At 63.4% G+C, this 18,259-nt stretch carries 14 protein-coding genes; 5 read left to right on the plus strand and 9 right to left on the minus strand.

Features of this window, described 5'->3' with window-relative positions; genetic code table 11:
* Window positions 1–3: 3 nt before the first annotated feature.
* The 3 genes from UNPA324_RS19895 to UNPA324_RS19905 all read right to left on the minus strand — a co-directional run bounded on the left by UNPA324_RS19895 (window position 4) and on the right by UNPA324_RS19905 (window position 3,554).
* Window positions 4–1,680 carry a methyl-accepting chemotaxis protein gene (locus tag UNPA324_RS19895; protein ID WP_128922791.1) on the minus strand — a complete coding sequence of 559 codons (1,677 nt, stop codon included), beginning with the start codon at window positions 1,678–1,680 and terminating at the stop codon, window positions 4–6.
* 372 nt (window positions 1,681–2,052) lie between these two features.
* Window positions 2,053–2,862 carry a hypothetical protein gene (locus UNPA324_RS19900; protein WP_141935555.1) on the minus strand — a complete coding sequence of 270 codons (810 nt, stop codon included), beginning with the start codon at window positions 2,860–2,862 and terminating at the stop codon, window positions 2,053–2,055.
* A 182-nt stretch (window positions 2,863–3,044) separates the two neighbouring features.
* Window positions 3,045–3,554 (minus strand): OsmC family protein, encoded by a 510-nt coding sequence (locus UNPA324_RS19905; RefSeq protein ID WP_141935557.1) that lies wholly within the window; start codon window positions 3,552–3,554, stop codon window positions 3,045–3,047.
* Window positions 3,555–3,804: 250 nt separating this feature from the next.
* On the opposite strand from UNPA324_RS19905, the gene UNPA324_RS19910 reads away from it, so the two are divergent.
* On the plus strand, window positions 3,805–6,594 hold the full coding sequence (locus UNPA324_RS19910; RefSeq protein ID WP_141935559.1) for a [protein-PII] uridylyltransferase: 2,790 nt from the start codon (window positions 3,805–3,807) through the stop codon (window positions 6,592–6,594).
* A gap of 151 nt (window positions 6,595–6,745) precedes the next feature.
* Here UNPA324_RS19910 and UNPA324_RS19915 read toward each other — a convergent pair whose 3' ends face one another.
* Entirely contained in the window at window positions 6,746–7,276 is a 531-nt protein-coding gene (locus UNPA324_RS19915; RefSeq protein WP_128922788.1) for a methylated-DNA--[protein]-cysteine S-methyltransferase, read from the minus strand.
* A gap of 99 nt (window positions 7,277–7,375) precedes the next feature.
* On the opposite strand from UNPA324_RS19915, the gene UNPA324_RS19920 reads away from it, so the two are divergent.
* The 3 genes from UNPA324_RS19920 (at window position 7,376) to UNPA324_RS19930 (ending at window position 10,528) form a co-directional block, all read left to right on the plus strand.
* Window positions 7,376–7,732 carry a DUF1304 domain-containing protein gene (locus tag UNPA324_RS19920; RefSeq protein WP_181769670.1) on the plus strand — a complete coding sequence of 119 codons (357 nt, stop codon included), beginning with the start codon at window positions 7,376–7,378 and terminating at the stop codon, window positions 7,730–7,732.
* 144 nt (window positions 7,733–7,876) lie between these two features.
* Entirely contained in the window at window positions 7,877–9,118 is a 1,242-nt protein-coding gene (locus UNPA324_RS19925) for an ABC transporter substrate-binding protein (RefSeq protein ID WP_141935561.1), read from the plus strand.
* A 183-nt stretch (window positions 9,119–9,301) separates the two neighbouring features.
* Entirely contained in the window at window positions 9,302–10,528 is a 1,227-nt protein-coding gene (locus UNPA324_RS19930; protein WP_164936666.1) for an ABC transporter substrate-binding protein, read from the plus strand.
* 237 nt (window positions 10,529–10,765) lie between these two features.
* Here the strand turns inward: UNPA324_RS19930 and UNPA324_RS19935 are convergent, their stop codons facing one another.
* Window positions 10,766–11,191, minus strand: coding sequence for a DUF1330 domain-containing protein (locus tag UNPA324_RS19935; protein WP_141935562.1), 426 nt, complete (start codon window positions 11,189–11,191; stop codon window positions 10,766–10,768).
* A 167-nt stretch (window positions 11,192–11,358) separates the two neighbouring features.
* Here UNPA324_RS19935 and UNPA324_RS19940 point away from each other — a divergent pair, with 167 nt between their 5' ends.
* Complete coding sequence (locus UNPA324_RS19940) at window positions 11,359–13,572, plus strand: transglycosylase domain-containing protein (RefSeq protein WP_141935564.1); 2,214 nt, start codon at window positions 11,359–11,361, stop codon at window positions 13,570–13,572.
* A gap of 376 nt (window positions 13,573–13,948) precedes the next feature.
* Here the strand turns inward: UNPA324_RS19940 and UNPA324_RS19945 are convergent, their stop codons facing one another.
* The 4 genes from UNPA324_RS19945 to UNPA324_RS19960 form a co-directional block, all read right to left on the minus strand.
* Window positions 13,949–14,788 carry a M48 family metallopeptidase gene (locus UNPA324_RS19945; protein WP_141935565.1) on the minus strand — a complete coding sequence of 280 codons (840 nt, stop codon included), beginning with the start codon at window positions 14,786–14,788 and terminating at the stop codon, window positions 13,949–13,951.
* Between the two features lie 217 nt (window positions 14,789–15,005).
* Complete coding sequence (locus tag UNPA324_RS19950) at window positions 15,006–16,334, minus strand: polyhydroxyalkanoate depolymerase (protein WP_141935567.1); 1,329 nt, start codon at window positions 16,332–16,334, stop codon at window positions 15,006–15,008.
* 121 nt (window positions 16,335–16,455) lie between these two features.
* Window positions 16,456–17,274: an ABC transporter permease gene (locus UNPA324_RS19955; RefSeq protein ID WP_128922781.1), complete on the minus strand. Its 819-nt coding sequence runs from the start codon at window positions 17,272–17,274 to the stop codon at window positions 16,456–16,458.
* 103 nt (window positions 17,275–17,377) lie between these two features.
* Entirely contained in the window at window positions 17,378–18,181 is an 804-nt protein-coding gene (locus tag UNPA324_RS19960; RefSeq protein ID WP_128922780.1) for an ABC transporter ATP-binding protein, read from the minus strand.
* Between the last annotated feature and the right edge of the window lie 78 nt (window positions 18,182–18,259).

Here is an 18,259-nt window from a genome sequence, read left to right on the forward strand (position 1 = left end):
GACCTACGCCCGCGCCGCGATCGCCGCCGCTTCCGCCGCCGCCCGCTGCATGCTGGTCGACATCTCGTTCGTCACCGTGCTCTGCTCCTCGACGGCCGCAGCGGTTGAGGTCACATATTCGCTGACATTGTTGATGGCCTGCTTGATCGAACCGAGCGCGCTGACGACGTCGCCGGAGATGCCGTTGAGGCTGCCGATCTCCTGGCCGATCTTGTCGGTCGCCTGCTTGGCCTGATTGGCGAGGCTCTTCACCTCGGAGGCGACCACGGCAAAGCCGCGACCGGCTTCGCCGGCCCGGGCGGATTCGATCGTGGCATTGAGCGCGAGCAGATTGATCTGGCCGGTGATGTTGTTGATCATCTCGACGATGCCGCTCATCGACTGCGCCGCCTCGGTAAGGCGCTGTGCCTGTGCATCGGCCGAGGAGACCTGCTCCACCGCGCTCATCGCGGTCTCGCGGGACTTCGTCATCGCTTCGGAGATCTCCCGGACCGAGGCGTTCAGCTCCTCGGAGCCCGCCGCGACCGATTCCATCATGCCGCGCACGCGCTCGTTGCCCATGCGGACCAGCACCTGCTTGGTGGTGTCGGTGGCATATTTGACGACCTTGAACGGCTTGCCGTTGAGATCGAGAATCGGATTGTAGGACGCCTGGATGTAGACCTCCTTGCCGCCCTTGCCGATGCGCTTGTATTCGGCCGCCTGGTACTGGCCGCGGTTGAGCGCCGCCCAGAACTCACGATAAGCAACCCCGTCGCGCTCGTTGGGCTCGACGAACATGCTGTGATGCTTGCCCTTGATCTCGGCCAGCGAATAACCGAGCGTGGCGAGGAAGTTGGCATTCGCGGTGATGATCGTGCCGTCCATGTTGAACTCGATCACGGCCTGCGCTTTGTCGATGGCCGCGATCTGACCGGCGAGGTCGGCATTCTTCAGCTTCTCCGCGGTGACGTCGGTCGCGAACTTGACGACGCCGTACGGCTTGCCTGCCTCGTCGAGCAACGGGTTGTAGGAAGCGAGAATCCAGACCTCGCGGCCGCCCTTGCCGATACGCTTGAACTCGCCGGCCTGGTAGTCGCCGCGGTTGAGCGCAGCCCAGAACTCGCGATAGGCCGCGCTGTTGCGGTCGGCCTCGGCCACGAACAGGCTATGGTGCTTGCCCTCGATCTCGGACAACGAATAGCCGAGCGCCTTGCAGAAATTCTCGTTGGCGGTGACGATGGTGCCGTCGAGCCTGAACTCGATCACGGCCTGGGCGCGGCTGATGGCGGCGATCTTCGAAGCATCCGTCATGCTCCGCATCTTCTTCGCGGTGATATCGGTCGCAATCTTGGCGACCATCACCGTCTTGCCGTTGCCGTCGAGCACCGGATTGTAGGATGCTTCGATCCAGACTTCGCGGCCGCCCTTCGCGATCCGCTTGAACTCGCGCGCCTGACACTCGCCACGGTTCAACGCAGCCCAGAACGCCTTGTAGTCGGCGCTGTCGCGCTGGTCGGCCGGCACGAACATGGAATGGTGCTTGCCCTGGATCTCGTCAAGCTGATAACCGAGGGCGTCGAGAAAGTTCTTGTTGGCCGTGATAATCGTGCCATCCAGATTGAATTCGATCATGGCCTGGGAGCGGCCGATCGCATCGAGCCGTGCTTGTGCATCAATCTGGGACTTGCGACCGAACATCAAAGAATCTCCATCTCGAAATAATGCCTGGAAGGACACATCCGCCGGGATGCCCCCCTGCGGCGCCACAGCTGCATTCCAATCATCCCGCGGGTCCGTACAGTCGGATACAGATCGGACAAAGTTTCACGCCGACGACAGCGGAAGCGGGTATGCAAGATAGTTCGTACGGGAAAAGCTCGAACAAAGTTCTAATACAAGTGTCGGAAATCGGCGGGAACCAAAACGACCTCTGTCCACGTGCCGATCAGTCCCGGCCGCGGCACGACTTGAAATGACGCATCTCATTCAATGGCTTGCGAAGATGCGGCATTGCCATCGAGCATGCCGGACACGACTCTTCGCGACGTGGCGTCGCGCTGATCCGTAGTCTTACGGCTGCTGTCGCGCCTTGTGCATCGCTCGCCGGCCGATCCCCCACAGCGTCAGATTCCAGGCGATGCAGGTGCCGAGCGCGAGACACAGACCGACGGCCGAGCCGAACGACACGACCGCAACGTGCAGAACTGCGATTGCCGTGCCGAAACCGAGCAGGCCCCAGGCGGAGTTGGCGAGCACGGCGGCGGTCGGCGGGCCGCCGATGCGCGGATGCAGGATCACCATGATGCTGGAGAAGACCACGGGATACAGCGCGATGATGCCGCTGATGCGGGGACCGACCCAGCCCGAGGTCGAAACAACGATGGCGACGAGGGTCGCGACCAGCGAAGCGCGCATTGGCACGTCATACCAGCGGCGCGTGACCAACGGCATCTTCACATGCCGATAGCCCGCCAGGAGTGGAATGCAGATGCCGAACGCGATCAGGTTGGCGGCGAGCCCGGCGGTGAGCGTCCACTCGAACTGCCGGATGACCGAGGCGAGCACGATCCAGACCGCGACTGCGCTGCCACAACTCACCAGAAAATCGTGCCGCTGCGCCAGCACGACATAGGTGAGACACATGAAGATCGTCGCCGCATTGATCGGAAGGCTCGCCAGCGCGCCTTGCGCGATGAAGGCGGCATCGTGGTCGAGCGCGAGGAAGACATAGGAGGGACCTGCCGAGATCGGCAGGGTCGCGACCAGCGCGCCGATCACCGGTCCCGCGCGTTCGGTGATGATCGACGCCGTCACGACGAACGCCGCCGCGATCGCCATGCGCAGGAGAAGGAAGAGGATGAAGTGGAGGTCGGGGGACATCTGTCTGTCATTCCGGGGCGCGCAAAGCGCGAGCCCGGAATCCATAACCACAGGCCGGAGTGGTTTATGAGCTGGAGCAACGGCCGTCTGAAATCACGACGGCCTGGGGTTATGGGTTCCCGGGCTCGCGCCAAGCAGCGCGCCCCGGGGACGACACCGATTGTTGTGCTGCGCCTCGCGCCTTACATCCGCTGCATCGACACCGACACCTTCGGGCCGTTCTTGATGGTCTGGTAGACCACGCAATAGCGCTCGGTCAGCTTGAGCAGAAGATCGAGCTTGTCCTGCGGCGCGTCGGTGTCGACCTCGAAGCGCAAACGGATCTCGGCGAAGCCGACAGGGGTCTCCTTGTCGACGCCGAGCGTGCCGCGGAAATCGAGATCGCCCTCGGCGTAGACATTGCCGGTCTTCAAGGGCACCTCGATAGCGGTCGCAACCGATTTCAGCGTGACACCGGCGCAGGCGACCAAGGCTTCGAGCAGCATGTCGCCGGAGCAGAGCTCGAGACCGGAACCGCCGGTCGCCGGATGCAGGCCGGCCATCGCGATGGCGCGGCTGGTCTCGACCTTGCAGGCGATGCCTTCGCTATCGGTGGAGCCCTTGGCCTTCAGTGTGATCAGCGCGGTCTTGGGATCGGTCTTGTAGCGCTCCTTGATCGGAGCCTGCATCTGGCGCAGTTGGGCGGCGTCCATTTTCGTTCTCTCCCGGCATATCGCATCTGACGAGCGGTATAGAAGGCGATCCGTTTCGTGTCAGCCCGTGATTGATGGAAGGCTGCCATGAGCGTCCGGAACTCAAGCCGGAAACTCCAGTATATTCATTATGTTACGGACGCTTATCAAGAGCGGCGCCGCGGCCCTCCCATCTGGGTAACCAGGTTCATCCGTCGACCTCTCACGAAGTCTCGTGACAGCGCCTGCCACCTCTTATATCCGATGAGACATGGACAGCGTCACGACTGAGCACAGGGCAGAGGTGGACGATCGTTTCGACACTGCGCGGATCACCGCCGCGGTCGATGCGCTCGCCGAAAAGCATCAGGGACGCGAAGACGCGTTCCGCACGGCCATGGCTCAATTGCTTAAGGCCGAGCTGATCGCGGCGCGCGCGGCGGCACAGGAAATCCTTTTGAAGGACCGCCACGGCCGTCGCTGCGCCGAGCGGCTGTGTCACGTCCAGGACGAGATCATCCGCATCCTGTATTCGGCGGCGACCCGGCATCTCTACCGCTCGCCGATCCCGACCGGCGCCGAGCGCATGGCGGTTGTCGCGACCGGCGGCTACGGCCGCGGTCTGATGGCGCCCGAATCCGACATCGATCTGTTGTTCATCCTGCCCTACAAGCAGACCGCCTGGGGCGAGCAGGTCGCCGAAGCCATCCTCTATTGCCTCTGGGACATGGGGCTGAAGGTCGGTCACGCCACACGCTCGGTCGACGAGTCGATCCGGCAGGCGCGCGGCGACATGACCATCCGCACCGCGATCCTGGAGACGCGCTTCCTGACCGGTGACAAGCCGCTCTATGACGAGCTGGTCGCGCGCTTCGACAAGGAGGTGGTGCAGGGCACCGCCTCGGAATTCGTCACCGCAAAGCTCGCCGAGCGCGAGGAGCGGCATCGCCGCGGCGGCCAGTCGCGCTATCTGGTCGAACCCAACGTCAAGGACGGCAAGGGCGCTTTGCGCGACCTGCACACGCTGTTCTGGATCGCCAAATACGTCTACCGCGTCCGCGACACCAGCGAGCTGGTCGAGCGCGGCGTGTTCGACGCGCAGGAATACCGCACCTTCCGCCGCTGCGCCGATTTCCTCTGGTCGGTGCGCTGCAATCTGCATTTCTACTCTGGCCGCGCCGAGGAGCGCCTTTCCTTCGACCTTCAGCGCGAGATCGCGGTGCGGCTCGGCTACACCTCGCATCCCGGCATGCAGGACGTCGAGCGCTTCATGAAGCACTACTTCCTGGTCGCCAAGGAAGTCGGCAACCTCACCGCCATCCTCTGTGCCAAGCTCGAGGACCAGCAGGCCAAGCCCGCGCCGGTGCTGAGCCGGATGATGGCGCGCCTGCGGCCGACCGCGGTGAAGCGGCGCGTCCCTGAAAGCGACGACTTCATCGTCGACAACAACCGCATCAACGTCGCCGCGCCCGACGTCTTCAAGCACGATCCGGTCAATCTGATCCGCATCTTCCGCCTGGCGCAGAAGAACAACCTCGCCTTCCATCCGGATGCGATGCGCGACGTGACGCGGTCGCTTGGCCTGATCAATGCGCAGCTTCGCGAAAATCCCGAGGCCAACCGGCTGTTCATGGAGATCCTGACCTCCGACAATGCGGAGATCGTGCTGAGGCGGATGAACGAAACCGGCGTGCTCGGCCAATTCATCCGGGCCTTCGGCAAGATCGTCTCGATGATGCAGTTCAACATGTATCATCACTACACCGTCGACGAGCACCTGATCCGCTGCATCGGCTTCCTGCAGGACATCGAGCGCGGCGGCGTCGAGGAGTTCGCGCTCGCCAGCGACCTCATGCGCAAGTCCCGGCCCGAGCACCGCGCGGTGATCTATATCGCGACGCTCCTGCACGACGTCGCCAAGGGCCGGCCGGAGGATCACTCGATCGCCGGCGCCAAGGTGGCGCGCCGGCTCTGCCCGCGGCTCGGCTTCAGTCCGGCCGACACCGAGCTCATCGCCTGGCTGATCGAGGAGCATCTGACCATGTCAACGGTCGCGCAGTCGCGCGACCTGTCCGACCGCAAGACCATCGAGAATTTCGCCGCCGTGGTGCAGTCGGTCGAGCAGATGAAGCTCTTGACCATCCTCACCACCGCCGACATTCGCGGCGTCGGTCCCGGCGTGTGGAACGGCTGGAAGGCGCAGCTCTTGCGCTCGCTCTACTACGAGACCGAGCCGGTGCTCACAGGCGGCTTCTCCGAGGTCGATCGCGGCAAGCGCCTCGCGGTTGCCTATGCCGAATTCCGCATGGCCTTTGCCGAATGGCCGGAGGACGAGCTCGATGCCTATATCGGCCGGCACTATCCGGCCTATTGGCTCAAGGTTGAGCTGCCGCGCAAGATCCGTCACGCCCGTTTCGTCCGCTCCAGCGAGCAGGCCGGCCACAAGCTCGCGATCAACGTCGGCTTCGACGAGGTGCGCGGCGTCACCGAGCTGACGATCTTCGCGGCCGACCATCCCTGGCTGCTCTCGATCATCGCCGGCGCCTGCGCCTCGGCCGGCGCCAACATCGTCGACGCCCAGATCTACACCACGACCGACGGCCGCGCGCTCGACACCATCTCGATCTCCCGGGAATACGACCGCGACGAGGACGAGGGACGGCGCGCCACCCGCATCGGCGAGATGATCGAGGACGTGCTGGAAGGCAAGCTGCGCCTGCCGGAGGTGGTGGCGCGGCGCACCGTGCGCAGCAAGGCGAAGCCGTTCGTGATCGAGCCGGAAGTGACCATCAACAACCAATGGTCCGACCGCTACACCGTGATCGAGGTCTCGGGCCTCGACCGGCCCGGCCTGCTCTACGAGCTGACCACGGCAATCTCGAAACTCAACCTCAACATTGCGTCAGCCCACGTCGCGACCTTCGGCGAGCGCGCGCGCGACGTGTTCTACGTCACTGATCTCCTGGGCGCACAGATCAACGCGCCGACCCGCCAAGCCGCGATCAAGAGCGCACTGACCCATGTGATGGCCGGCGACAAGGCAGTTCAGCCGGCGGCGTGAGGTTTCTCGTCATTCCGGGGCGCGCGGCCCTCTCCATTCGTCATTCCGGGGCGCCGCGCAGCGGCGAGCCCGGAATCCATTCATCGGCACCGTCGGTGTTGCCCGATGGATTCCGGGTTCGCGCTACGCGCGCCCCGGAATGACAGGGTGGCTAGATCTCCACCCCCTCGTGCCTTAGCAGCCACCTCTTCCGCTCAAGCCCGCCGCCATACTTCACCAGCGAGCCATCCGCGCCAATGAGCCGGTGGCATGGCAGCACCACGCTGATCGGGTTGGAGCCATTGGCATGGCCGACGGCGCGAATCGCTTTGGGCATCTCGATCTTCGCGGCCATCGCGCCATAGCTCAACGTGGTGCCGGCGGGGATTTGCGCGAGCGCAGTCCAGACCTTCTGCTGGAACGGCGTGCCGGCGATCCGCCAGGCGATACCCGAGAGCTGGCCGAGATCGCCCTCGAAATAGCCCGACAGTGCCGTCCGCATGGCCGCGGGCGCAGGCTGGTCGCTCAGATCGACCGCGCCGTAATGCAGGCGCAGGAGCTCGCGCATGCGGTGCTCGTAATCGTCCCAGTCGAGCGCGCGCAAGGCACCTTCGGCATCGGTGACGAGCAGCGCGATGCCGATCGGCGTCGTCAGGCGATCGAGGCCGAAGCTGACGGAGGGTTTGGTTGACCGGCTGGCCATTGCGACACCATTGCATCGAAACGTGTCCGTCGCACTTGCCATGCCGGCCGTGCTAACGTCCACCCGAAAGCTGACGCTTTGGGGGAGCTCACCTTGATTCTGATCGCCAATGTCCTGGTGGCGCTGGTCGCCGCGCTGCACGTCTTCTTCCTGATCCTGGAGATGTTTCTCTGGGACAAGCCGCAGGGCCTGAAGGTGTTTCGCAACACACCGGAGAAGGCCGAGATCACGAAGGTGCTGGCCGCCAATCAGGGCCTCTATAACGGTTTCCTCGCCGCGGGCCTGATCTGGGGTCTCGTCCACGGCAACCCGGCCTTCGCATTCCAGATCAAGGCGTTCTTCCTGCTTTGCGTGATCGTGGCCGGCGCCTATGGCGCCGCGACCGTCAGCAGCCGCATCCTGATCGTGCAGGCACTGCCGGCGGCAGTCGCGCTGGCTGCGTTGTTCCTGGCTTAGCTCCTGGCCTGAGACGCTACGGCGCAGCGCCGCGATCCTTGCGCGGCGCCGAGCCTTCCTCCACAATCTTCGGCAGCGATGGCGACCGTTGCAATCAACGGAAAAGACCGTCGGCCGAAAATTCCGTCAGGAGGAACAACCAATATGAACAATCGCAGAGGCTTCCTAACTGCTACGATGGCGCTCGCCTTCGCGTTCTCCGCGAGCCAAGCCTTCGTAAGTCAAGCTCTCGCCCAGAAGAAATACGACACCGGAGCGAGTGACACCGAGATCAAGATCGGCCAGACCGTGCCGTTCTCCGGGCCCTATTCCGTCTACGCCAATATCGGCAAGACCCAGGCCGCCTATTTCAAGATGATCAACGATCAGGGCGGCATCAACGGCCGCAAGATCAACCTGATCCAATATGACGACGCTTACTCGCCGCCGAAGACGGTCGAGCAGGTGCGCAAGCTCGTCGAGGGCGACGAGGTGCTGTTCACGTTCCAGCTGATCGGCACCGCGGCCAATGCCGCCGTGCAAAAATATCTCAACGGCAAGAAGGTGCCCCAGTTGCTGGCTTCGACCGGGGCGGCCCGCTTCAACGATCCTCAGAACTATCCCTGGACCATCGCCTACAATCCCAACTACGTGTCCGAGGGACGCATCTACGCCAAATACATTCTCAAGCAGCATCCGAACGCCAAGATCGGCGTGCTCTACCAGAATGACGACATGGGCCGCGACTATCTCGCGGGCCTCAAGAGCGGCCTCGGCGACAAGGCCGCCAGCATGGTCGTCGGCGAGGTCTCCTACGAGGTCACCGACCCGACCGTCGACTCCCAGGTGGTCAAGCTGAAGTCGATGGGTGTCGACGTGTTCTTCGATGCCTCGACGCCGAAATTCGCGGCACAGGCGATCAAGAAGCTTGCCGACCTCGGCTGGACGCCGGTGCACATCCTCGACATCAATGCGAGCCCGATCTCGGCGACGCTGAAGCCGGCCGGCCTCGACATCTCCAAGGGCATCATCTCGACCCAATATGGCAAGGAGCCCAGCGATCCCCAGTGGAAGGACGATCCCGGCGTGAAGGCCTTCTTCGCTTTCATGGACAAGTATTTTCCGGAAGGCGACAAGCTCAACACCGTCAACACCTATGCCTATTCGGTGGCGGAGTTGTTGGTGCAGGTTCTGAAGCAATGCGGCGACGACCTGACGCGTGAGAACGTCATGAAGCAGGTCGCCAACATCAGGGACTTCACGCCGAGCTTCGCGCTGCCCGGCATCAAGATCAACACCGGGCCGAACGACTTCCGCGTCAACAAGCAGATGCAGATGATGAAGTTCAACGGCGAACGCTGGGAGCTGTTCGGACCGATCATCGAAGACACCGGACCGTCGGGCTAGCGAATGCGTTGGGTGGATTAGCGCAGCGGATTGCGCAAAACGCAAACCGCTGGTCGTACCCCACCCTACGAACGCCCACCTTGCATCGCAACACACGTTCCTCCACACTCGCCCTCAGCGATGGCATCGGACGCACAATGTGTCCGGCAGATCATCGGCAATAACAGATTGAGGGAATTGCGAATGAGGAATGGAAAACTGCATCTGGCCATGGCCACGGCGCTGACTCTGGCGCTGTCGATTTCAGCGGCCAATGCCCAGAAGAAATATGATCCCGGCGCGTCGGACACCGAAATCAAGATCGGCCAGACCAATCCGTTCAGCGGCCCCGCCTCCGCTTATGCCACGATCGGCAAGACGCAGGCCGCCTATTTCAAGATGATCAACGATCAGGGCGGCATCAATGGCCGTAAGATCAACCTGATCCAGTACGACGACGCCTATTCGCCGCCGAAGGCCGTGGAGCAGGTGCGCAAGCTGGTCGAGAGCGACGAGGTGCTGCTCACCTTCCAGCTTCTCGGCACCCCCTCGAACGCTGCCGTACAGAAATATCTCAACGCCAAGAAAGTGCCGCAACTGTTCGCGGCCACCGGCGCCTCGAAATTCACCGACCCCAAGAACTTCCCCTGGACGATGGGCTTCAATCCCAACTACTTCGTCGAGGGCCGCATCTACGGCCAGTACATCATCAAGAACCATCCGAACGCCAAAGTCGGCGTCCTCTACCAGAACGACGATCTCGGCAAGGACTATCTGAACGGCATCAAGGCCGGGCTTGGAGACAAGGCCGCTAGCATGATCGTCGCGGAAGCTTCATACGAGGTCTCCGATCCCACCATCGATTCGCAGATCCTCAAGATCAAGTCGGCAGGCGCGGATTTGTTCTTCAGTGCCACGACGCCGAAACAGGCTGCGCAGGCGATCAAGAAGATCGCCGAGCTCGACTGGCATCCCGTGCACATTCTCGACATCAACGCCACGTCGGTCGGCGCCGTGATGAAGCCCGCAGGACTTGAAGCGTCCAAGGGCGTGATCAGCGTCAACTATGGCAAGGATCCGCTCGATCCGACCTGGAAGGACGATCCAGGCATGAAGAAATATTTCGAGTTCATGGCCAAGTATTATCCGGACGGCGACAAGGACTCGAGCTTCAACAGCTACGGCTACTCGACCTCCCAGTTGATGGCTTACGTGCTGCAGAAATGCGGCGACAACCTCACCCGCGAGAACGTCATGAAGGTCGCCACCAGCCTGAAGGACGTGGAGCTCGACCTGTCCCTGCCCGGCATCAAGGCCAACACCTCGCCGACCGACTACCGCGTCAACAAGCAGCTTCAGATGATGAAGTTCAACGGCGAGCGCTGGGAGCTGTTCGGCCCGATCCTGGAGGACGCGGGTCCGGCGGGTTAGTGGTTGCTTGAAGTTCGCGATGTGATCGGCGGCCTCCTGGCCGCCGATTTTCTTGAGAGCTTGGCCCGATTCATCACCGTCACCCTGAGGCGGCCGCCCCTTGGCGGCCGACGGCCCGACTGGTCACCGCGCAGAAGCATCCGGGCCGCGCATCCTTCGAGGCTCCCCGGCGCGATGCAATGCATCGCGCCACGCGCACCTCAGGATGACGGGGAGAGAGTGGCGCGTGAATGCGCCCTACGTCGGTATCTCGCCAAAGTTCTTGCCCACCGGCAGCACTGCGTGCCGGATCAGCCGGGAATCCTCCACCGCCGCCTGGCGATGCTTCACTGCCTCGCGGTAAACAGGATCGCGGATCATCTCGACGAAAGCCGCGACGCTCGGATATTCCGCGATGAAGCAATGGTCCCAGCGTTCCTCCTGCGGGCCGATCAGCATCAGCTCGAACTTGCCCTGCCAGACAATGCGGCCGCCGAGGCGCTCGAACACCGGGCCGCTCTCACGGCCATAGGCGGCATAGGCTTCCGCGCCGCTCGCCTTGCGTCCGTCCGGATAGGCCGCTTCTTTACGCAACCGCACCAGGTTGAGCATGTGGATCGGACCGGGACGGTTGTTCTCCCGGAACTGCGCGAAGATCTCCTTGGTCGGATCGATATGGCCCATGTGCGCTCCCTCTTCTTTATGCCGACGATCCTAGCTTTGCCGCCGAGAATGCGGAACTGCGGGGTGCGAATGCCCCACCTCCTAATCACGCGTTAACGCCGGGGTAACCGGGCCTTAAACAGCGACCGCTAGCGTGCGGCGGGGCGGGCTGACCGGGCGTTGTGCGTATGGCGTGGGGAAAGAAAAAGGGTGGGCGGAAGGAGCCGCTGTTCGGCTTGCCCGCAGCGCTCGCCGATCTGCGCCTGACCGCGGCGGATCGCATTCCCGGCGGCGACGACAAGCCGAAGAAATCTGCGAAATCATCCGGCAAGCGCAAGAGCGACGATGCCGGCGACGAGCCCCCGCGCGAGCGCAAGGCGCCGGCCGGCCGCAGCGGTGCCAAACGCCGGTCGAAGTCGCGCGGCGGGTTCAGCCTGGGCCGCTTGGTCTACTGGGGCGCGGTGCTGAGCTTGTGGGGCGTCATCGCCGTGGTCGGCGTCGTGATCTATGTCGGCGCCCATCTGCCGCCGATCCAGTCGCTGGAAATCCCCAAGCGGCCACCGACGATCCAGATCGTCGGCGTTGACGGCAGCATGCTGGCGCAACGCGGCGAGATGGCCGGTGCCAATGTCGCGCTGAACGACCTGCCGCCTTATCTGCCAAAGGCGTTCATCGCCATCGAGGATCGCCGCTTCTATTCGCATTTCGGCATCGATCCCGTCGGCATTTTGCGCGCCCTCGTCACCAACGTTCTCCACCGCGGCGTGTCGCAGGGCGGCTCGACGCTGACGCAGCAGCTCGCGAAAAACCTGTTCCTGACCCAGGAGCGCACCATGCAGCGCAAGCTGCAGGAGGCGGAGCTCGCGATCTGGCTGGAGCGCAAGCATTCCAAGAACGAGATTCTGGAGCTCTATCTCAACCGCGTCTATTTCGGCTCCGGCGCCTACGGCGTCGAAGCCGCCGCGCAGAAATATTTCGGCAAGTCGGCCAAGAACGTCACGGTCGCCGAAGCGGCGATGCTCGCCGGCCTCGTCAAATCGCCCTCGCGCCTCGCGCCGAACCGCAATCCCGAAGGCGCGGAAGCGCGTGCGCAAATCGTGCTCACGGCGATGGCGGATGCAAACTTCATCACCGACGCGCAGGCGAAGGCCTCGATCGGCCATCCCTCCTACAATGTGAAGCCGGCCGGCGCCGGCACGGTCAACTACGTCGCCGACTGGATCGGCGAGGTCCTGGACGACCTGGTCGGCCAGATCGACGAGAGCATCAAGGTCGAGACCACGATCGATCCGAAGCTGCAGGGCGTGGCGGAAGCCGCCATCATCGACGAGCTCGCGGCCAAGAGCGTGAAGTTCAACGTCAGCCAGGGCGCGCTGGTGGCGATGACGCCTGATGGCGCCGTGCGCGCCATGGTGGGTGGGCGGAACTATTCCGAGAGCCAGTACAACCGCGCGGTCACGGCAAAACGCCAACCGGGCTCCTCGTTCAAGCCGTTCGTCTATCTGACGGCGCTGGAACAGGGCCTGACGCCTGACACGATGCGCCAGGACGCGCCGATCGAGGTCAAGGGCTGGAGACCCGAGAACTACACCCATGAATATTTCGGCGCGGTGACGCTGACGCAGGCGCTGGCGATGTCGCTCAACACCGTCGCCATCCGCCTCGGCCTCGAGGTCGGACCGAAGAACGTGGTGCGCACCGCGCACCGGCTCGGCATCTCCTCGAAGCTCGAGCCGAATGCCTCGATCGCGCTCGGCACGTCGGAAGTCTCGGTGGTCGAGCTGGTCGGCGCTTACGCGCCCTTCGCCAATGGCGGCTTCGCGGTGGCGCCGCATGTCGTGACGCGGATCAGGACGCTGAGCGGCAAGCTGCTCTACATGCGCCAGCCGGAAGAGCGTAATCCGGTCATCGATCCCCGCTATGTCGGCATGATGAATGCGATGATGCGAGAGACGCTGATATCAGGCACCGCCAAGAAGGCGGAGATCCCGGGCTGGCCCGCGGCCGGCAAGACCGGCACCAGCCAGGATTATCGCGATGCCTGGTTCATCGGCTACACGGCGAACCTCGTCACCGGCGTCTGGCTCGGCAACGACGACAACTCGCCGACCAAGAAGGCCACCGGTGGCGGCCTGCCCGTGGAAGTCTGGTCGCGCTTCATGAAGACGGCGCACGAGGGTGTGCCGGTGGCAGCCCTGCCGAGCGCACCAGGCGGCTGGGGCCTGTCGAACCTCGCGCAGGCAGCCTCGCAGGTGACAGCGCCGGCAGCAGTCACGCCCGGACCGGCAGCGGTCAACAATGGCGGCTATCGCCCGCCGCCGACGCGCGCCAATGCGCGGCCGGAGGCTGCGGCAGGGCTCGATGGCTGGCTGATGGACCGGTTGTTTGGCGGAAACCGATAGGCGCGGCTTGAGGTCCGCATGGCCTCAAGACAAGAAATGCGAAAACAACCCCATGCACAGTAGCCGGCGATAACAAAATCAACGGCTTGCGCGGGCGGCACAAACGCCGGGAGCGCGGGCTTGCACCAGCTGCAACACTTCGGCAAGTCCTCCCTAACCACCAGCCGCTCCTCTCCGCTGTCATTCCCCGCGAAAGCGGGGAATCCAGTACGCCGGGGCTTCTCGATTCAATCAGTGCCGTCTCGGCGTACTGGATCGCCCGGTCCCGGCTCCGCCAAGGCTTCGCCGAGGCCCACACCTGCGCTCGGCGCGCCGAAGCTTCAGCGAAGGCGGCAAGCCGGGCGATGACACCTTTCAAGACGTTAGCAGCGAGGGCCTAATCCTCGACCCCGTAGCGATGCAGATCATTGCCGTAGGTATCGAGCCACTTTTTGGCGCGCTCCATCGACGGGCACACCTTGCCGCAGACGCGCCAGAACCGCGCCGAGTGGTTCATCTCGACGAGATGGGCGACCTCGTGGGCGGCGAGATAGTCGAGCACGAAGGGCGGCGCGAGGATCAGGCGCCAGGAGAACGACAGCGACCCGGCAGAGGTGCAGGAGCCCCAGCGGCTGGACTGATCGCGGATCGAAAGGCGCTTGACCCTGACACCGAGCTCGGCGGCGTGGGCTTCCGCCGAACGCTGCAGATCGCGGCGCGCCTCGCGCTTGAGGAAGTCGCTGACGCGGCGATCGACATGTTCGAGCCCGCCGGCAACGCAGAGGATGCGTTCGCCGCTATCGCGCATTTCGGTCCATACCGTGCCGCGCGTGCCGGCACGATGAACGATGCGATGCGGCGTGCCGCGGAGCGGTATCACCGTGCCAGGCTGGAACGGCGCGGCCTTCGGCAAGCGCCCGAGACGTGCCGCGATCCACGCGCCGTGACGCTGCGCAAAGTCTTTCGCTTCGGCGAGCGTGCCGCGCGGCGGGATGGTGAGAATGGCTTCGCGATCGCTCGGATGAATTCTGAGCGTGTAGCGGCGCGCGCGGCGATGCCGGCGCAATCGGATGGCAAAGAATTGCGATCCGTGGGTGATGACGAGGGTCTTTGGTTCGTGGGGCCGCCGATAAAGGAGTGCGCGAGTGGCCATGTCTGTCAGTCCGGGGGGCAGGAGGGCGCCCGGATTCTGCCATAACCGCCGCCTTGGGAAGCGCTCGGCGCAAAAACAAATCATTTGCCCAATATACAGCGGTCAGACGTCCGGGAGACCCTACAGACTGGGGTTGGAACCAGCTTTTTTCTCCCTCGCTGAGTGCATGCGGCACCCCCAAGGGGTGAGTGCTGACTCACTCCTATAAAGCTACCTAAATACCGCGAATCCGACCCGGAATTCACCCCGCCGGTGCCTCGGTCCAAGCCTGGATTTTCGACGGGAAAGCCGAAAACGAAGCTTATTCGGCAGCGCGGGCCTGCAATGAACTCGGATTCGCCGCCGAAACCATGAAGTCGTGGATTCGCGGCACGATTTCCGACTTGAAGCGCGAGCCGTTGAACACGCCGTAATGTCCGACGCCCTTCTGGACGTAATGAACGCGGCGATGATCAGGGATCGAGCTGCACAATGAATGCGTCGCTTCGGTCTGACCGAGACCGGAGATGTCGTCATTCTCGCCTTCCACCGTCATCAGCGCAACGCGCGTGACCTTGGAGGGATCGACGCGTGTTCCGCGATGGGTCATCTCGCCCTTCGGCAGCGAGTGCTTCACGAACACGGTATCGACCGTCTGCAGGTAATATTCGGCGGAGAGGTCCATCACGGCGAGGTATTCGTCGTAGAACTCGCGATGCTTGTCGACGAGGTCGCCGTCGCCCTTCACCAGATGGGCGAACAGCTGCTTGTGCGCATCCATGTGCCGGTCGAGATTCATGCTGATGAAGCCGTTGAGCTGCAGGAATCCCGGATAGACGTCACGCATCATGCCCGGATGCGGGAACGGCACCTTGGTGATGACGTGGTTGCGGAACCAGTCGATGCCGCGCTCCTGGGCGAGGTCGTTCACCGCGGTCGGATTGCGGCGGGTGTCGATCGGGCCACCCATCAGTGTCATCGAGGTCGGCACGAACGGATCGCGCCGCGCTTCCATGATCGAGACGGCGGCGACGACGGGCACGGAGGGCTGGCACACCGCCATGACGTGGGTGTTGCCGCCGAGAACATGCAGCATCTCGATGACATAATCGATGTAATCGTCGAGATCGAAGCGGCCGTCGCTGAGCGGCACCATGCGGGCGTCGGCCCAATCGGTGATGTAGACCTCATGCGCGGGCAGGAAGGCTTCGACCGTGCCGCGCAGCAGCGTCGCGTAATGGCCGGACATCGGTGCCACGATCAGCACGCGCGGCTGCGGGCTGCGCAAGGGCCGCGCGAACTTGCGATCGAAGTACAGCAGCCGGCAGAACGGCTTTTCCCAGACCGAGCGGATCTCGACAGGGACGCGGATGCCGTTGACCTCGGTGTCGTTGAGACCCCATTCCGGCTTGCCGTAGCGGCGCGTGGTGCGCTCGAACAATTCGCACGCCGCGGCGACCGACTTGCCTACTTCGGTGCGCGCCCACGGATTGAGCGGATTCTGAAACAGCAGCTTGGTGGCGTCAGTGACCGCACGTGCCGGATTGAGGGAGGCGTGCGCCATCTCGTACATCCAGTACATCGGCGTCGTCAGGACCGGACTGCCTTCAGCCGCCAGGGGCGGCGCGCCGCCAAACTCACCAATGGGCATCGCTATATTCCTCTTCGCATCGCAGCATACTGCCGAATGCGTAATATTGCGTCAATGCATGGTTCCGTACATCTACGTGGCGGAATCGGCTCAACCAGCCTGAATCCACGAGAAAGTGACGCTATTCGCCGGCCGACAGCAGCGAGCCGTGCTTTTTGGCGCTGCGCAAAAGGGCAAGGAATGCCCCAAAAGATGCAACCAGAAGCACTGAATTGATGGCCAGTGCATCCAGCATCAGGTCGGTGCGGAAGGTGTTCTCGATCAGCAGCGCACGCATTCCTTCGAATACGTAAGTCGGCGGCAGCGTCCAGGCGACGTATTGCAGCCAAATCGGCAGCACGCTGACGGGATAGTAGATGCAGGCGAGCGGCATGATCACGAACATCAAGGTCCAGACGATGCTCTCGGCGCCGAGCCCGTTTCGCAGCACCAGGCCCGAGACGAAGATGCCGACCGACCAGCTCGTGAAGATCAGATTGCAGAAGAACGCGATCAGCGGCAGGCCGAGCGCGTAGACGTTGAAGTGAAACAGGAACAGCGCCAGCAGCGTCATCGGGATGATTCCGATCGCGAGCCGGATCAGGCTCATGACCATCAGCGACAGCAGAAACTCGATCGGCTTCAGCGGGCTCATCATGAGGTTGCCGAGGTTGCGCGCCCACATCTCTTCCAGAAACGAGATGGAGAAGCCGAGCTGGCCGCGGAACAGGATGTCCCAGAGGATGACGGCGCCGATCAGCGTGCCGCCGGCGCGCGCGAAGAAGCTGGCGTTCTGCGCGATGTAATACTGGATGAAGCCCCAGGTGATGACCTGCAGCGCCGGCCAGTACAACAGCTCGAGCAGCCGCGGCCAGGACGACAGCAGCAGGTACCAGTATCGCAGGATCATCGCGCCGATGCGGTGAGCGGAGATGCCGTGGTGGAGGGAGATGTCGGTCATGGCAGCACCGCATAGCCCGGATGAGCGAAGCGACATCCGGGTCTTTGCTCGCTGCGTTCCCGGGTATCGCTACGCTCACCCGGGCTACAATGACGGCCTCCTCTCACCTCACCGCCTCCTTCGCGCCGTTCACCCGGCCGCGCGCGACGTCGAGAAACACCTCCTCCAGCGTGGTGCGGTTGTAGCGCGCCATGATCGCCTCGGGCGTGTCGTCGTCCTCGATGCGGCCGCGCTTCATGATGATGACGCGGTCGCAGAGTCGCTCGACCTCGAGCATGTTGTGCGAAGCCAGAAGGATGGTGGCGCTGTTCTCCTTGCGATAGCGCTCCAGATGCGCCCGTACCCAGTCCGCGGTATCGGGGTCGAGCGAGGCGGTCGGCTCGTCCAGGAGCAAGAGCTCGGGCTGGTTGATCAGCGCTTTGGCAAGCGCGACGCGGGTCTTCTGCCCGGCGGACAGCTTGCCGTTGGCGCGATCGAGGAAGTCGGCGAGATCGAGATCGTCCGCGAGCTCTTTGATGCGACCGGCGAGGTTCTTCACCGCATAGAGCTTGCCGAACACGGTGAGGTTCTGTCGGACCGTGAGCCGCATCGGCATGTCGACATAGGGGCTCTCGAAATTCATCCGCCCCAGCACCGCCGCGCTATCCTCGGGCATCCGATGTCCCAGCACCTGCACGCGGCCGGAGGTCGGCAGCACCAGGCCCATGATCATCGCGATGGTCGTGGTCTTGCCGGCACCGTTGCCGCCCAGAAGCCCGGTGATGCTGCCGCGCGGCAGCGAAAAGGAGATATCGTCGACGGCGCGGGTCTGCTTGTAGACCTTGACGAGGTGATCGACCGTGATCGCCGCGGGCGAGCTGCTCTCCGCGACAGTCGGCCGACTTGAAGCCTTGTCATTCTCGGTCATGCTGACCGTTCTTCTGCTATTGCGGCAGGGAGCGCAAGGCTTGTAATCCGGTGGTTCCGCGAGCCCAACGTTTGTGAC

The organism is Bradyrhizobium sp. UNPA324 (assembly GCF_006658635.1).
Taxonomy (GTDB): Bacteria; Pseudomonadota; Alphaproteobacteria; order Rhizobiales; family Xanthobacteraceae; genus Bradyrhizobium; species Bradyrhizobium nanningense.

Bases quoted from the DNA above. Each gene is read 5' to 3' on its own strand.
- UNPA324_RS19925 (WP_141935561.1), top strand. From the start codon at position 7,877: ATGAACAATCGCAGAGGCTTCCTAACTGCTACGATGGCGCTCGCCTTC.
- UNPA324_RS19935 (WP_141935562.1), bottom strand. From the start codon at position 11,191: ATGGGCCATATCGATCCGACCAAGGAGATCTTCGCGCAGTTCCGGGAG.
- UNPA324_RS19910 (WP_141935559.1), top strand. From the start codon at position 3,805: ATGGACAGCGTCACGACTGAGCACAGGGCAGAGGTGGACGATCGTTTC.
- UNPA324_RS19905 (WP_141935557.1), bottom strand. From the start codon at position 3,554: ATGGACGCCGCCCAACTGCGCCAGATGCAGGCTCCGATCAAGGAGCGC.
- UNPA324_RS19945 (WP_141935565.1), bottom strand. From the start codon at position 14,788: ATGATTTGTTTTTGCGCCGAGCGCTTCCCAAGGCGGCGGTTATGGCAG.
- UNPA324_RS19960 (WP_128922780.1), bottom strand. From the start codon at position 18,181: ATGACCGAGAATGACAAGGCTTCAAGTCGGCCGACTGTCGCGGAGAGC.
- UNPA324_RS19915 (WP_128922788.1), bottom strand. From the start codon at position 7,276: ATGGCCAGCCGGTCAACCAAACCCTCCGTCAGCTTCGGCCTCGATCGC.
- UNPA324_RS19900 (WP_141935555.1), bottom strand. From the start codon at position 2,862: ATGTCCCCCGACCTCCACTTCATCCTCTTCCTTCTCCTGCGCATGGCG.
- UNPA324_RS19940 (WP_141935564.1), top strand. From the start codon at position 11,359: ATGGCGTGGGGAAAGAAAAAGGGTGGGCGGAAGGAGCCGCTGTTCGGC.
- UNPA324_RS19955 (WP_128922781.1), bottom strand. From the start codon at position 17,274: ATGACCGACATCTCCCTCCACCACGGCATCTCCGCTCACCGCATCGGC.
- UNPA324_RS19930 (WP_164936666.1), top strand. From the start codon at position 9,302: ATGAGGAATGGAAAACTGCATCTGGCCATGGCCACGGCGCTGACTCTG.
- UNPA324_RS19950 (WP_141935567.1), bottom strand. From the start codon at position 16,334: ATGCCCATTGGTGAGTTTGGCGGCGCGCCGCCCCTGGCGGCTGAAGGC.
- UNPA324_RS19895 (WP_128922791.1), bottom strand. From the start codon at position 1,680: ATGTTCGGTCGCAAGTCCCAGATTGATGCACAAGCACGGCTCGATGCG.